At 63.9% G+C, this 13,123-nt stretch carries 12 protein-coding genes and 1 pseudogene; 2 read left to right on the forward strand and 11 right to left on the reverse strand.

Annotated elements, in window-relative coordinates:
• Positions 1-14: 14 nt before the first annotated feature.
• Positions 15-119: pseudogene (locus QZ648_RS15260) on the forward strand (GTP-binding protein); the annotation flags it as partial.
• 459 nt (positions 120-578) lie between these two features.
• Here the strand turns inward: QZ648_RS15260 and QZ648_RS15265 are convergent.
• Genes QZ648_RS15265 through folE2 form a run of 9 tightly spaced genes read right to left on the reverse strand, consistent with a single transcriptional unit; the run spans position 579 to position 8,342 of the window.
• A complete protein-coding gene (locus tag QZ648_RS15265; protein WP_291997562.1) occupies positions 579-1,016 on the reverse strand; it encodes a nuclear transport factor 2 family protein in 438 nt (145 codons plus the stop codon).
• Between the two features lie 11 nt (positions 1,017-1,027).
• Positions 1,028-1,822, reverse strand: a complete 795-nt coding sequence (locus QZ648_RS15270) for an SDR family NAD(P)-dependent oxidoreductase (RefSeq protein ID WP_291997563.1) — start codon at positions 1,820-1,822, stop codon at positions 1,028-1,030.
• A gap of 4 nt (positions 1,823-1,826) precedes the next feature.
• Entirely contained in the window at positions 1,827-2,369 is a 543-nt protein-coding gene (locus QZ648_RS15275; RefSeq protein WP_291997564.1) for a DUF3833 domain-containing protein, read from the reverse strand.
• Complete coding sequence (locus QZ648_RS15280; protein WP_291997565.1) at positions 2,366-3,646, reverse strand: MFS transporter; 1,281 nt, start codon at positions 3,644-3,646, stop codon at positions 2,366-2,368. The genes QZ648_RS15275 and QZ648_RS15280 overlap by 4 nt, the downstream gene beginning before the upstream one ends.
• Positions 3,647-3,648: 2 nt before the next feature.
• Positions 3,649-4,173, reverse strand: coding sequence for a chalcone isomerase family protein (locus QZ648_RS15285; protein WP_291997566.1), 525 nt, complete (start codon positions 4,171-4,173; stop codon positions 3,649-3,651).
• Positions 4,170-5,408, reverse strand: coding sequence for a cyclopropane-fatty-acyl-phospholipid synthase family protein (locus QZ648_RS15290; protein ID WP_291997567.1), 1,239 nt, complete (start codon positions 5,406-5,408; stop codon positions 4,170-4,172). The genes QZ648_RS15285 and QZ648_RS15290 overlap by 4 nt, the downstream gene beginning before the upstream one ends.
• Positions 5,405-6,187 carry a DUF1365 domain-containing protein gene (locus tag QZ648_RS15295; RefSeq protein WP_291997568.1) on the reverse strand — a complete coding sequence of 261 codons (783 nt, stop codon included), beginning with the start codon at positions 6,185-6,187 and terminating at the stop codon, positions 5,405-5,407. The genes QZ648_RS15290 and QZ648_RS15295 overlap by 4 nt, the downstream gene beginning before the upstream one ends.
• Entirely contained in the window at positions 6,184-7,515 is a 1,332-nt protein-coding gene (locus QZ648_RS15300; protein ID WP_291997604.1) for an FAD-dependent oxidoreductase, read from the reverse strand. The genes QZ648_RS15295 and QZ648_RS15300 overlap by 4 nt, the downstream gene beginning before the upstream one ends.
• A gap of 26 nt (positions 7,516-7,541) precedes the next feature.
• Positions 7,542-8,342, reverse strand: a complete 801-nt coding sequence (gene folE2 / locus QZ648_RS15305) for a GTP cyclohydrolase FolE2 (protein ID WP_169068099.1) — start codon at positions 8,340-8,342, stop codon at positions 7,542-7,544.
• Positions 8,343-8,829: 487 nt separating this feature from the next.
• Between folE2 and QZ648_RS15310 the strand changes: the two genes are divergently transcribed.
• On the forward strand, positions 8,830-9,750 hold the full coding sequence (locus QZ648_RS15310; protein ID WP_169068100.1) for a MerR family transcriptional regulator: 921 nt from the start codon (positions 8,830-8,832) through the stop codon (positions 9,748-9,750).
• Between the two features lie 372 nt (positions 9,751-10,122).
• Here QZ648_RS15310 and QZ648_RS15315 read toward each other — a convergent pair whose 3' ends face one another.
• Positions 10,123-11,928 carry an SLC13 family permease gene (locus QZ648_RS15315; RefSeq protein WP_291997605.1) on the reverse strand — a complete coding sequence of 602 codons (1,806 nt, stop codon included), beginning with the start codon at positions 11,926-11,928 and terminating at the stop codon, positions 10,123-10,125.
• Between the two features lie 388 nt (positions 11,929-12,316).
• The gene (locus QZ648_RS15320) at positions 12,317-13,123 is read right to left on the reverse strand and encodes a peptidoglycan-binding protein (protein WP_211203841.1); all 807 of its coding nucleotides are present in this window, start codon (positions 13,121-13,123) and stop codon (positions 12,317-12,319) included.

The following is a 13,123-nucleotide window of genomic DNA, read 5'->3' on the forward strand; positions in this document are numbered from 1 at the left end:
CCAATCTCAACACGCTGAGCTTCGGTGCCCGCAATCAGATCGGTGTCATTAGCCTGGCCGACGCCGACCTGCTTCAGGAAGCCGGACGGCCGACGCTGATCATCCTCCATGACGTGCTGGCGTGGAGTGGGCGGGCGCGAGCTCACTGCAAGCCTTACCGGCTGGGTCGAGAGTATGTTCGTGGCTGACGCCTCGGGAACTGCGGCATTTCAAAAAGGCCGCGCCCCTACCGGCAGTTGCTCGGCGAAGTCCACGCCACGCTCTGCCCCCGTCGCTAGTGTAGTGTTGCCTTCTTGATGAGACGTTCGGCAAGCATCTCCCACCCTCCGTCATTGCGAGGAGGCGAAGCCGACGCGGCAATCCAGAGGTTTTGCTTTTCGCGTGCTCACGATGTCAATGCGGTGGGAAATAGTGAGAGGATGGAACTGGATTGCCGCGCCGGCTGCGCCTCCTCGCAATGACGTGGGGGCTGGTGTGGCGGCGCATTCACCATTCACCATTCACCATTCACCGTTCCCGACGCGGCCTTCAGCAAGCATGACAGCAGCCGTGCATAGTGACGCCGGTCGCTTGCCAGCTCAGGCGGCCAGCTTCTTCTTCAGGAAGCGCATCAGCCAGCCGATTCCGGACAGTTTTTCGTAGAGTTCTTCGGCGGCGTCCCAGTAGTCGCGATGCCAGACGACTTTGCCTGCGGCATCGAACTTGAGATGCGATGCGCCGCGGATCACTTGCGCCTCGCCGCCGCCCCGCGCAAGCACGCGCCGGAAGTGCATCTCCCAAACCAGCAGCGCGCCGTTTTCAGCGAGCACTCGTTCGCGCACCACGAAACGCGGTGCGCTGAGCTGCCTGAACATATGGGTGAAGATGCCTTGGATCGAGACAACGCCTCGCACCTCGTTGAAAGGATCTTTGAAGAAAGCGTCGTCGGCGTAGAACTCCGGGAAACGTGCGACGCTCACCGGGCTGAGGTCTTCGTAGAAAGCAATCAGGGCGTTTACGCTGGCGGTGTTGTTCATGGCGGTTTCCATCACCGCCCGGCCAGGCGGCGAATCAGCGGGAAGTAGAGACGGTAGGGTAGATGCGCGAGCAGCTTGAGCACGCGCGTGAAACGTTTCGGGTAGTGAATCTCGAAAGCGCTGCCGGCAAAACCGGCGATCGTCGCCTTCGCCGCCTGCTGGGGAGTCAATAAGGCAGGCATGGCGAAATCGTTTTTCGCGGTCAGTGGCGTGGCGACGAAACCGGGGTTGATCAGCCGTACGCCAATGCCTTTTGGCTGCAGGTCGAGATAGAGCGCTTCGGCGAAATTGATCAGCGCTGCCTTGGTCGGGCCGTAGATCAGCGACTTCGGCAGCCCGCGATAGCCGGCGACGCTGGCGACGAAGCCGATCTGGCCCTGGCCCTGTTGCAGCAGCTGCGGCACGACGCAAGCGGCGAAAGTCAGCGCAGCGACGAAGTTCACGTCGACCATGCGCTGCGCGGCGGCGAGATCGATCTGCCAGGCGCGCATCGGCTGATAATCGCCAGCGACGTAGAGCGCCACATCGACGCCGCCCCACGCCGCCAGCAGTTCGTCCCAGGCGGCGCGCAGACTTGTTTCCTCGACCGCGTCGCAGGGCAAAACCAAGCTTCGCTCGGCGGCCGCAGGCGCATCCGTCGCCGCCACCCCGGCGACGACCTCGGCCAGGCGGCTGGCATTACGCGCCGAAAGCGCGACACGAGCGCCGCGCGCCAGCAGTTCAACGGCCAATGCTGCGCCGATACCGGTGGACGCGCCGAGCAGCCAGACGCGCTTTGCGGACCAGTCGTCGATTTGTGGATTCATGGTCTCAGCGCTTCCTGAAGCTCAGGCTGACTTCGCCGAGACGAAAACCGAACTTGCGCATTTCCGAGCGGTTGAGCATCACCTGGTCGTCGATCAGGAACATCCAGTCGTCAAAATCGACGTTCCACACCCGACCATCAACCGGCAGTGCCAGCACATAGCGCCAGCGCAGCGCGTTGCCGGCGGCCTCGCCGTGTGCTTCGCCGACAACGTCGTCGGCGACGCCAATGTAGCGCGCGGCGTCGACCCGCGTGATCGTCCATACCCGGCGCGAAGTGCTGCCGTCTGACCACGAGAAATGCTCGTCGAGCGTGCCGACATCGACCCCGTCACGCTTTTCCCATTTTGCATCGATCAGCACATGGAAGCGCTTGATCACGGCACCCGATCGATCCTGGAACATTCCCCAGCCGTCGATCTGGCCATTGAAGTAGGTGGCCAGATCGAGCGGCGGCTGTTCGGCCCGGTAACGCTCGACGGGCACACCGGAACAGCCGCCCAGACCAAGAAGGCCGCAAGCAAAGCAGGCCAGCCATAGTGTTTTCATGAAGACAACTCCAGAGTGTTGCGCCAGCGCCAGGCGAGCAAGGCGGCGACGGCTTTGAAGAGCAGCGGCAGCAGACAGTAGACCGCCGCCAGAGCGGCGCTGGCTGCGGCGGCCCCGGGCCGGTAGCCGACGAGATCAAGAAGCGGTAAGGACAAGCCGGCAGCCAGCGCCAGGTTGAGCTTGGCGACCAGATTCCACCAGCCGAAATAGGCGCCTGCCTGCGCCGAACGGCCGGACTCGCCGCAATCGTCAGCGGGGGCTTCCGCTATATCGGCCAGCAAAGCGGCGGGCAAGGTCAGGTCGGCACCCAGGGCCGCACCCGAGAGCAGGCAGACAACGGCAAAGGGCCAGACATCGCCGGCACCCAGACCCCACGCCCAGGCAAAGGAGGCGACGGCGACGAGCATCGACGCGATCCAGCTGCGCACACGGCCAAATCGCCGTGCGAGACTGACCCAAAGGGGCAGGAAAGCGACGCCGCTGACGAAATAGAGCGCCAGGAAAGCGCCGCTCCAGGCTTGTGCCTGCAGAACATCGGCGACGAAAAACAGTACCAGGGTCGCCGGCAGCGCGGCGGCGATGCCGTTGAGCACGAATACCGCCAGCAAGCAGCGAAAGCGCCCATCGTCGAGCACGCTGCGCAGGTCACCGAAGAGCTTGCCGCTGGCCGGAACACGAGCCTTGGCCGGCGGCGAACCGGAAAAAGTCCAGGCGGCAAGGAGTAGCAGGAGCAAGGGGAAGACCTGTGCCAAGCCGGATAGCCCGGCCGCCAGATCGCTCGAGATCAGGCCGGGCACGGCCGCCGCCAGCACCACGCCAAGCAGGCCGAAACCCTCGCGGCTGGCAGTCAGCTGCGTCCGCTCACCGGCGTCACGACCGAGTTCGGCGCCCCAGGCCTGGTAGGCGACGCTGGCCAGCGAGAAGCCAAAGTAGGTGACCAGCATCGACGCCAGCAGCCACAGGGGTGCCGAGACGGCGGGCGGGTGCAACAGGGCATACATGCCCAGCGCCAGGCAGGGCAGCGCCAGTATGATCAGGCGCGGCCGATTCGCGGCCCGGTCACTCCAGCCACCAAGCAGGGGATCCATGCCGGCGTCAAGCAGCCTCGCCGCCAGCAGCAAGCCGCCGAGCAAGCTCAGGCTCATGCCGGCGGCTTCGGCATAGAGGTGCGGAACATGCACATACACCGGCAGCGCGGCCATTGCCAGCGGCAGGCCGAGTGCGCCGTAGGCGAGAAGTTGCCGGCGCGGAATTGCGGCGGCCTGCGCAATGGCCATTTTCAATTCGCCGGACGGGTAAGCAGCGCGGCGCGAAGGTCCGGGCTGCGGCTGCGCTCGTCGAGCCAGATGGCGAAGAACAGGCGTGCGAAATCGGCATCGGCGACTTCACCACTGAGCCGCCCGCGATGGAAAAAAACGGCGCCTTGCCCTGGGTAATGGACGCCGACGATCGTCTCGCCTTCCTTCACGTCCGGGAAAATGCGCTGCAATTCGCTCTGCCAGCGCTGCAGTTGCGCTTCGCTGGCGCCAAGCCGGCGCATTTCGTCGACACTGCTCTCTACCAGGCGAGCGCGCGGGATGTCGCGCCGATAGTCGAGTTGCAGGGCGCTTGGCGCATCCGCTATGGCTACCGCGGTCGGGCCGGCGTCAACCCACAAGGTGGCGCGATAGAGCGCAATACCGAACCAGCTCATTTCGCCACTACCCCATTGCCGCCAGTCGCTGCCGCTTTGGCGCAGGGCGTCAGGCACTGCCTGCGTCAGTGTGCTGCTGATGAGGAGCAGCATGGCGAACAGCGCTTTCATCGCGCGTGCGCCAGTTCGAACTGCATGACATCGGTAGCGCCGCTGTTGAAGCCGGCCTGGCAGTAAGCGAGGTAGAAACGCCAGAGGCGCCGGAAACGTTCGTCGAATCCCTGCGCCGCGATCGCCGGCCACTGCTGTTCGAAACTGGCCGACCACTCCGCCAGGGTGCGCGCATAGTCACGCCCGAAAGCAAAGCTGTCGTTCACCGCCAGGCCGGCACGGGCTGCCTGCTCGCCGAAGACCGACGGACTCGGCAACATGCCGCCGGGAAAGACGTGCTGCTGGATGAAATCGGTGCCGCGACGGTAGCGGGCAAAAAGCTCGTCGCGAATGGTAATGCTCTGCACCAAGGCTCGCCCGGTCGGTGCCAGGAGTTTTTGCAGAGTGGCGAAATAGCTCGGCCACCAGCGCTCGCCAACCGCTTCGAACATCTCGATCGAGACGATGTGGTCGAACTGCTCGCCGACCAGATCACGATAGTCGCGCAATTCGATATGCACCTGCCGGTCCACGCCAGCCAGCCGCATCCGCTCTCTGGCGTACTGCAACTGGGCCGGCGACAGCGTCAGCCCGACCACTTCCAGGCCAGCCTCGCGCGCCGCGGTTTCGGCAAAAGCGCCCCAGCCGCAGCCTATTTCAAGCACCCGCTGGCCGGGCTGGGCGTCGATTCTTTGCAGGATCCGCCGGTACTTGGCCAGTTGCGCAGCGGCCAGCGAGCGCGGCGCAGCGCTCGAGTAGAGTGCGCTCGAGTAGCTCATCGTCGGATCCAGCCACTGCCGGTAGAAATCGTTGCCGAGGTCGTAGTGGGCCATGATGTTGCGGCGCGAGCCGGCACGGGTGTTGGCATTCAGCAGATGGCGCAGGCGCGCGCTGATGAGCGCCCACCAGCGGCCGTATACGGCCTTCGCCAGCGCCTGGCGGTTGCTTGCCAGCAGGGTCAGCAGTGCCGTGAGGTCGGGGCTATGCCAATGGCCATCGATCCAGGCCTCGGCGAAGCCCACATCGCCACGCTCGATAACCCAGTCGAAAACCGACCAGCTGGCGACCTCCAGGACTGCGGCGCTGTCGTCGCTGCGCGCCTGGCCGAAATGCAGGCTTGCCCCGTCCGGCAAACGCACTTCAAGGCTGCCGTATTCGAGGCCTTCGAGCAGTGCCAGAATCGCCCGCGCGCTGCGCGGCATTGGCTTGCCGGCGGTAGCGGCCGGCAGGGTGAGTACATTTTCGAGAGCATTCATCGTGTCGTCTCCTCAAGTGGAGGTGCGGGTTTTCTGAAGAAGGGAACGCGCTTGACCCAAAGCTTGAGCGCCTGCCAGTGGATACGCAGGACAACGCCAAGGGTGAGTAGCGGGAAATGGAAGAAGGCTTTCAGCAGGGGGCCGCTGGCGAGCGGCTCGGCGGTGCCGGAAATCGAGGTATGCAGCAGGTCGCCGCCGGCATCGCCGTGGTCGATGCGCGCCAGCCGCCAATCCGGCTTGCCGCTCCTGCCGGCACGCGCGTGAAAACGGAAGCGGTAGCTGCCAGCGACGTCCATGAATGGCGAGACATGGAAGACCTTGCGCCGCTCGATGGTCTCGCCGTCGCGAATGGGTCGGCCGTCGGGATGTGCCAGGAGGTAGTTATGGCGCTCGCCAAAAGTGTTATTGACCTCGGCCAGAACCGCCTTCAGATCGCCGCTGCTGTCGTGACAAAACCAGAGGCTGATCGGGTTGAAGACGAAGCCGAGGAGGCGCGGGAAACACTGCAGCCAGATCTCGCCGTCGGCAGTGATCCCCTCCTGCTGCAAGAGCGGACTGATCCACGCCAGCGGATGCGAGCCGTCGCGGGCGCCGTGGTCGGCAAAATGGAAGCTGAACAGGTTCCAGCGATTGACCGCGAAAAAGGCGCTGCGCGTCTGCGCGATGTGCGACAGCGGCAACAGGCAGTAAACCACCGGATAGGTAAAGCGGTTCTCCACCGGACGCAGCCGGCGGTGCATCACTTGCCCGAAGAAAAGGCGTGCCGATGCGGCGGTCACGCGGCCAGTTCCGTCAATCGCCCAAGCGCTGCAGCAGTCGTGGCAGGCGCATCGCTCCCCTGCCATGGCGCATGGCAGCCAAGGGCATTGGCCACCTGCAAGGCGGACTTGAGACCATCCTCGTGGAAACCGTAGCCATTCCAGGCGCCGCAGTACCACACCCCGCTGGCGCCCGAGATCGCCGGCAACTCACGCTGGGCGGCAATCGCCGCAGCGTCGAAGATCGGATGTTCGTAGTCAAATTCGGCAATCACCCGCTCGCCGCGCGGCGCGCGCTGCGGGTTCAGCGATACCAGCAGCGGTGTCTTAAAAGGCAGTGGCTGCAGGCGGTTGATCAGGTACGAGACACTGACCGGGCGCTGGTCGAGTTCCTGGCTGCTGGACAAGTAATTCCACGCCGACCACAGGGCTGGCGAACGCGGCAACAGCGCTTCGTCGGTGTGCAGCACGGCGCGGTTGGCTGCGTAGCGGATCGCGCCGAGCAAACGCCGCTCTGCGGGGCTGGCGGAGTCGCCAAGAATCGCCAGGGCCTGATCGCTGTGACAAGCGAGGATCACCTGGTCATAGTGCTCGACCGCCATGTCGGTATGCAGCTGCACGCCGGCCGCCGTGCGCCGCAGCTGACGCACCGGCGTTGCCAGGCGGATGTCGTCGAGCGAGGCGGCGAGCTTGCCGACGTATTCGCGGCCACCGCCCTTGACCGTTCGCCAGAGCGGCCGGTCGAAAACCTGTAGCAAGCCATGATTGCCGCAGAAGCGGACGAAAGTGGCGAGCGGATAGTCGAGCATCTGCCCGGCCGGGCAAGACCAGATCGCCGCCGCCATCGGCAACAGATACCATTCGGCGAAGGGCCGTGAATAGCCCCCGGCAGCCAGGAAGTCGCGCAAGCTGCGATCGTCGTCGGGATGGGCGCTGGTCCAGGCGACGCATTCACGGTTGAAGCGCAGGATGTCGGCGAGCATGCGCCAGAAGCCCGGCCGCAGGAGGTTGCGCTTCTGCCCGAAAACGGTGGCCAGGCTGCTGCCTGCCCACTCCAGACGAGGCTCCTCGAGGCTGACCGAAAATGACATCTCGGTCTCCACGCTGGCGACACCGAGGTGAGCGAACATGGCCGTAAGGTTGGCATAGGTCTGCGTATTGAAAACCAGAAAACCGGTATCTACCGGGTGACGCACGCCTTCCAGCGTCACGTCTACGGTGTGCGTATGACCACCGAGCCTTGCCCCCGCCTCGTAGAGCGTCACCTGATGTTTCCGGGCCAGTAGCCAGGCGCTCGCCAGGCCGGAAATTCCCGCCCCGACGACGGCGATACGCTGTGCACCACGCATCTTCATCTCCTCGTTCTCAGGCAGTTTCAAGAGTTTTCGCCGCTGAGTTCCGCGTAGGCGGAATGGTTGTGGATCGACTCGAAGTTCTCGGACTTCACGGTCCATTGCGCGATTCGCGGCTCTTTCATCAGACGCAAGGCAATATCGCGAACCAGGTCCTCGACGAACTTGGGGTTGTCGTAAGCACGTTCGGTCACCCACTTCTCGTCGGGCCGCTTGAGCAGGCCGAAAACCTCGCAGGAGGCTTCCTCCTCAGCCAGACGGACGAGTTCCTCGGGACTCATCCCCGAGCGCAAGCGCGCGACGATCGTGATATGCGAACGCTGGTTGTGGGCGCCGTAGTCGCTGATTTCCCTGGAGCAGGGGCACAGGCTGGTCACCGGTGCGACAACCTCCAGCGTCAACTCGCTGCGTTGGCCATCGCGCCTGGCGACAACCATCCGCACGTCGTAATCGAGCAGGCTCTCGACAGCCGACACCGGCGCCGCCTTGCTGATGAAGTAGGGAAAGGCGAGTTCGATCTCACCGCTCGTCGCCTCCAGGCGGAGCAGCATCTCGTCGAGCAGGCGCAGCAGGCGATTGACGTTCAGCGGCGCACGCCGGTATTCGAGAAGCTCGACAAAACGCGACATGTGCGTGCCCTTGACCTCTGCCGGCAAAGCCACCGACAAGGACAAGCGGGCGACCGTGTTTTGCACCTTGCCGTCGGCATCGAGGAGCGCAAGCGGGTAGCGCAGACCCTTCACCCCGACCTTTTGGATCGCCAGTTGACGCTGGTCGGCCCTGGCCTGGATGTCGGGAAGAAAGAAGCTATCTGGTGCATTCATGACGCTGTCTCCAGTGGAGAGAAGAAAGTGAAAATCACTGCTGACCGCTGGTCGATATCTGCTTGCCGCTGCGGTCGATGAGGTATCCATGGAAGCTCCACGGTGGCGGTGCTCACCCCTCGCCTGGCGCGAAAGTCAGCTGACACCAATTGTCCAGGACATACAAGACAGCCATACGAAGACTTCAGGCATGAAACGCATTCGTGTCGTCGGCCGTGATCACGCCTATAAGCACGATTCTCCGCTGCCATCCGAGGAATATCGGTCGCCAGATCGACAATTGAGAGCACCGATCGAAATGCAAAGAGCCACATTTCTGCACCCTGTTTGTCCTGGACATAAGTATTCATGGCTCAAATATATGGGCGCAGAAAGCGATTGTCAAGCCAAGTTCTCTTTTTTGTCCTGGACAACTTCTGAGATATGCGCGACACTTGGGCATTACGAAGCAATTCACAGGCTTTCTTGCCAACTTGCCCAGGACATCATGACAACTCTCCCCTCCATGAATATCAGCGCCGTCGAGCGCGACACCGGTCTGGGCAAGGACACGCTGCGCGTCTGGGAGCGTCGTTATGGCTTCCCGCAACCGACGCGAGACGACAATGGGGAGCGCGTTTACCCGGCCGAGCAGGTCGATCGTTTGCGCCAGATGAAGCGCCTGATCGACCAGGGCCACCGCCCCGGCCGGCTGGTGGCGGCAAGCGACGAAGAGTTCGAACAGCTTTGCAGCGTCGCCACCTCGGGTGGCAGGAGCGAGGCGGCGGCAACGGGCGAGGCTTCACTGATCGCCAGGATGATCGCCCTGCTCAAGGCCAACGATGTTCCAGCGCTGCGCCAGGCGCTGAACCAGGCCATGATGCGCATGGGTCTGCAGCGTTTCGTCATCGACGTCGTCGCGCCACTCAATGACGCCGTTGGCGAAGCATGGATGACTGGCGAGTTTCAGGTCTTCGAAGAACATCTCTACAGCGAGCAGATCAAGTCGCTGTTGCACCAGGCGATCGCCAACCTGCCGACAGGCGGCGCTCCACGCGTGCTGCTCACGACGCCGCCGGACGAGCAGCACGTCCTCGGCCTGCTGATGGTCGAGGCCTTGCTCGGCCTCGACGGCGCCACCTGTATTTCACTGGGTACGCAAACGCCGCTGGTCGACATCCAGCTGGCCACCGCGGCCCATGCTGCAGACATCGTAGCGGTATCGCTTTCGGCAGCTTTTTCCGGACGCCAGGTGCGTCCACTGCTCAGCCAGCTGCGCGCGATGCTGCCGGCGTCCGTCGAGCTCTGGGTGGGTGGCGCAGGCGCCCAGCGCATGCCAGCGCAAGACGGCATCGTGCCCTTGCCGACACTGCAGGCTGCGCTCGACGCGCTGGAAAGCTGGCGAAGAAGCCGCGCGAACGACAACTAAGGCGATTGCTTGCCAGGGGTGCTGGCGGCCCCAACGCGCCGCGGCGGGGGCAGGTCAGCGCGCTCTCGTCGCGCATCCGAAACGATAGCTAGCCTGGCTTCTCCGAAGTTGGTGGGCCACCACCCTCTTCTTGCCCATCCCACCACTCGCTGGAGCTATTCGCGCAACCGGGACCGACTCCATTGCACTGACATTTAATGTGAAAGTCGCGCAAGCGACTCACGAAACTCCCTTCTCCTCTCACGTCACTCACCGCAGCACGAGCCAGCGGCGACTGAGACCGAGAACGCTACGACTCCGCCGCGCCGAGAGCTGCCGAGGAGCGCTTGACGCGCGGCGTCGAGGCGACTGCGTGCCTTTCTCGCTTCTGCCTCAAACCGGCTGCAGCGGCCAGAACAGAGGAATCAGCACGCTCGCCGTCACCCAGACCACCAGATTGAGCGGAATGCCGAGGCGCGCGAAGTCGGCGAAGCGGTAATTGCCGGCCGTGTAGACCAGGGTATTGGTCTGGTAGCCGATCGGTGTCGCAAAACTCGCACTGGCGGCAAACATCACCGCCACCACGAAGGGGCGTGGATCGACGCCGAGATGTTCGGCGATACCGATCACGATCGGCGTAAACAACACCGCCACGGCGTTATTGCTGAGGAATTCGGTGGCAATCGAAGTGAGCAGAATCACCAGCGAGAGCATCATCCAGGGCGACAAGCTGCCGCCGACGCCGACCAGCGCGCTGGCCATCAACTTGTCGAGTCCGGATTCGTGCATGGCGATGCTCAGCGCCAGCATGCCGAAAATGAGTACCAGAATCGGCCATTCGATCGACTTGTAGGCCTCGTCGGCGCGCAGGCAGCCAGTCGCCACGACGAGCACCGCGCCGATGATTGCCAGCCCTTCGATCGGCATCACATTGAAAGCGGCCAGAGTCATCACGCCGACGATGCTGGCCAGTGCAATCGGCGCCTGGCGATGATTGCTCACCGGCGTGAGACCTTCGGTGATGGCGAACAGATCGCCGTTTTCGCAGAAGCGCTTGATCTGCGCCGAGCCGCCTTCGACCAGCAGGACGTCGCCAAACTGCAACTGAAAGTCGTCGCCGATATCGGCAATCGACGCGTTCTTGCGATGCACGGCGACCAGGTGGATACTATAGCGGGCAGTGAGGTCGAGGTCGCGGATCGGGCGTAGGACGTAACGCGAGGTCTGGCCGACGATTGCCTCGACCATCACCACCCCACGGCGGCGCAGCGTTTCCAGGTCATGCGAATCAGCCACCTGTGCCTGCACACCCATCAGGTCGGTGCTGCTGCGCAGATCCATCATCGCGCTGCTGCGGCTATGCACCACCAGCCGGTCGCCGACCATCAGGGCCGTCGCCGGCAAGGGTGCGGACCACTCCTCGTCACCGCGAAACAACTTCAGCACTTCGATCGTGCCGTTTGCCAGGCGCGCTTCCTGCAAGCTTCGTCCGGCCAGATGGGAGCCTTCAGGAACGAACAACTCGCTCATGAACAGGCGGTCGCCGCTACCGGTGAACTGCTGCGTCAAGGTCTCGCGCACGGGCAGAAAGCGCGGCGCCAACCAGAGCAGCAAGGCGCAGCCGATCAAGGCGATGGCGATGGCCGGAGCACTGATCTCGAACATCCGGAATGGCTCAAGCCCATGCTGACGCGCCACGCCATCGACCAGGATATTGGTCGAGGTACCGACCATGGTGATCATGCCGCCGAGGATGGTCGCGTAGGAAAGCGGAATCAGCAGCCGTGACGGCGCCACCCCGTAGCGCCCGGCCATGGTGATCACCGCCGGAATCATCACCATCACCACCGGCGTATTGTTGATGAACGGCGACACCAGCAGACCCACCGCGAGCATTGCCAACAGCAGGCGGCGCTCACTGTGGCCGGCCATCGCCCCCAGCCAGTCACCCAGGCGATCGACGCAGCCGGTCTTGCTCAGTGCCCCACTGATGATGAACAGGCAGGCAACCGTAATCGGCGCGCTGTTGCTGAAGACGCTGAGCACCTGCTTCGGAGTCAGCAAACCGAGCGCCATCAGCAAGGCCACCGCGCTCATCACCGCCACATCCGGCTTCAGCCATTCGCGCACGAAGCACGCAAACAGGCCGACCAGCGTCAGGCCGACAGTCAGGGCATGCAGTGACTCGGGGAGCAACATCAACAGGCCTTTGTGGCTAAGGGTCGGGTGGGCGTAGGCGAAGCAGCGCGCCAAGGTAGCGCAAAGCCCAAAGACTGCGAAAGAATAAAAAGTTTCCTGCTTATTCCTTCAAGGCCTATCGTTCGACGACAAGGAATGCGCCGCGCTGGCCCGAGCAGCGAACGGCGACCACCGCTCGCCGCGGACAAGTTGAGGCGGCGGTGGTAGCGGCTTCTGTTCCGGAGCACGCGATGCCAGTTTGCGGCGGCGTAGAACGGCAGGGGTTTGGCGGCAAGAACTGGCGACGGTATATGGCGGTGATGGACGTCGGCAGTGCGACGACCATCAGCGTCTGATCCTTCGTTAAGGCCCCTGAGCCGCGCGTGCCAGCCGCTGAGTCTGTTGCCCGTCAGGGAACGTCGTCGAATTTCGCCCAGGTCTTGGGACCGACGATGCCGTCAGGTACCAGGCCATGAAGCCGCTGAAAAGCTCGTACCGCAGCTTCGGTTCGTGGCCCGAACTCGCCATCGACGGTCACGCCGACCTTGGCCTGCACCGCTTTGACCACATCGCCGCTGCGCGGGCGCCGCAGCGTCGCGCGGGCGCCTTGCGTCGCGCCGGGCTGTGGCGGCTCGCTTGACGGGATCAGCGTCAGCACCTGTTGCCCGCCCAAGATCGCCTCGACGCGGCTGCGGAACGTCGGCATGTCGAATAGCGGATCGGGCTTGCGGCCTGGCGGCAGCGCGTATTCCTTGTGCCCGGCGCAGGCTTCGGCGCCCCTGCCGAGGTGGCGAAGGATCGCTGCGACGCCGTGCTGGTAGGCGTCCATCTGGATCGCCGGCCAGGGGTCGACGCCGGGCAAGCCACGGTTCTCCGCCTCGATGCCGATGAAGCTGGCATTACCCGTCTTGCGCCCCTGCCAACTGCCGTGCCCGGCGTGATTGCAGCGCCCGGCGGCGATCACGTAGTAGGTGCCGTCGCGGCCCAGCCCGAGTTGTGCCAGCGGGCCCGAGAGGTCGGGACGACCGTCGATCAGCATTCGCAGGCTTGGCATGTTGCCGCTCATCGGGCCGGCGGTATGGTGGCAGATGACGCCGAAGATCGCGCCGACGTCACCGCGGCCACGGCTCTGCCAACCGGGTACCTCGGCGACCTTGAGTCCGGCGCCGAGCAGGATATCGGGTAACCAGGTCAGCGAATAAGTGATAGCAGGCAT

The sequence above is a fragment of the Candidatus Accumulibacter sp. ACC012 genome, assembly GCF_907163155.1.
GTDB classification, from domain to species: Bacteria; Pseudomonadota; Gammaproteobacteria; order Burkholderiales; family Rhodocyclaceae; genus Accumulibacter; species Accumulibacter delftensis.

What these genes read in the sequence shown, in the direction of transcription:
- QZ648_RS15265 (WP_291997562.1), bottom strand. Translation starts at nt 1,016, where the DNA reads ATGAACAACACCGCCAGCGTAAACGCCCTGATTGCTTTCTACGAAGAC.
- QZ648_RS15270 (WP_291997563.1), bottom strand. Translation starts at nt 1,822, where the DNA reads ATGAATCCACAAATCGACGACTGGTCCGCAAAGCGCGTCTGGCTGCTC.
- QZ648_RS15275 (WP_291997564.1), bottom strand. Translation starts at nt 2,369, where the DNA reads ATGAAAACACTATGGCTGGCCTGCTTTGCTTGCGGCCTTCTTGGTCTG.
- QZ648_RS15280 (WP_291997565.1), bottom strand. Translation starts at nt 3,646, where the DNA reads ATGGCCATTGCGCAGGCCGCCGCAATTCCGCGCCGGCAACTTCTCGCC.
- QZ648_RS15285 (WP_291997566.1), bottom strand. Translation starts at nt 4,173, where the DNA reads ATGAAAGCGCTGTTCGCCATGCTGCTCCTCATCAGCAGCACACTGACG.
- QZ648_RS15290 (WP_291997567.1), bottom strand. Translation starts at nt 5,408, where the DNA reads ATGAATGCTCTCGAAAATGTACTCACCCTGCCGGCCGCTACCGCCGGC.
- QZ648_RS15300 (WP_291997604.1), bottom strand. Translation starts at nt 7,515, where the DNA reads ATGCGTGGTGCACAGCGTATCGCCGTCGTCGGGGCGGGAATTTCCGGC.
- folE2 (WP_169068099.1), bottom strand. Translation starts at nt 8,342, where the DNA reads ATGAATGCACCAGATAGCTTCTTTCTTCCCGACATCCAGGCCAGGGCC.
- QZ648_RS15310 (WP_169068100.1), top strand. Translation starts at nt 8,830, where the DNA reads ATGACAACTCTCCCCTCCATGAATATCAGCGCCGTCGAGCGCGACACC.
- QZ648_RS15315 (WP_291997605.1), bottom strand. Translation starts at nt 11,928, where the DNA reads ATGTTGCTCCCCGAGTCACTGCATGCCCTGACTGTCGGCCTGACGCTG.
- QZ648_RS15320 (WP_211203841.1), bottom strand. Translation starts at nt 13,123, where the DNA reads ATGCCTGCTATCACTTATTCGCTGACCTGGTTACCCGATATCCTGCTC.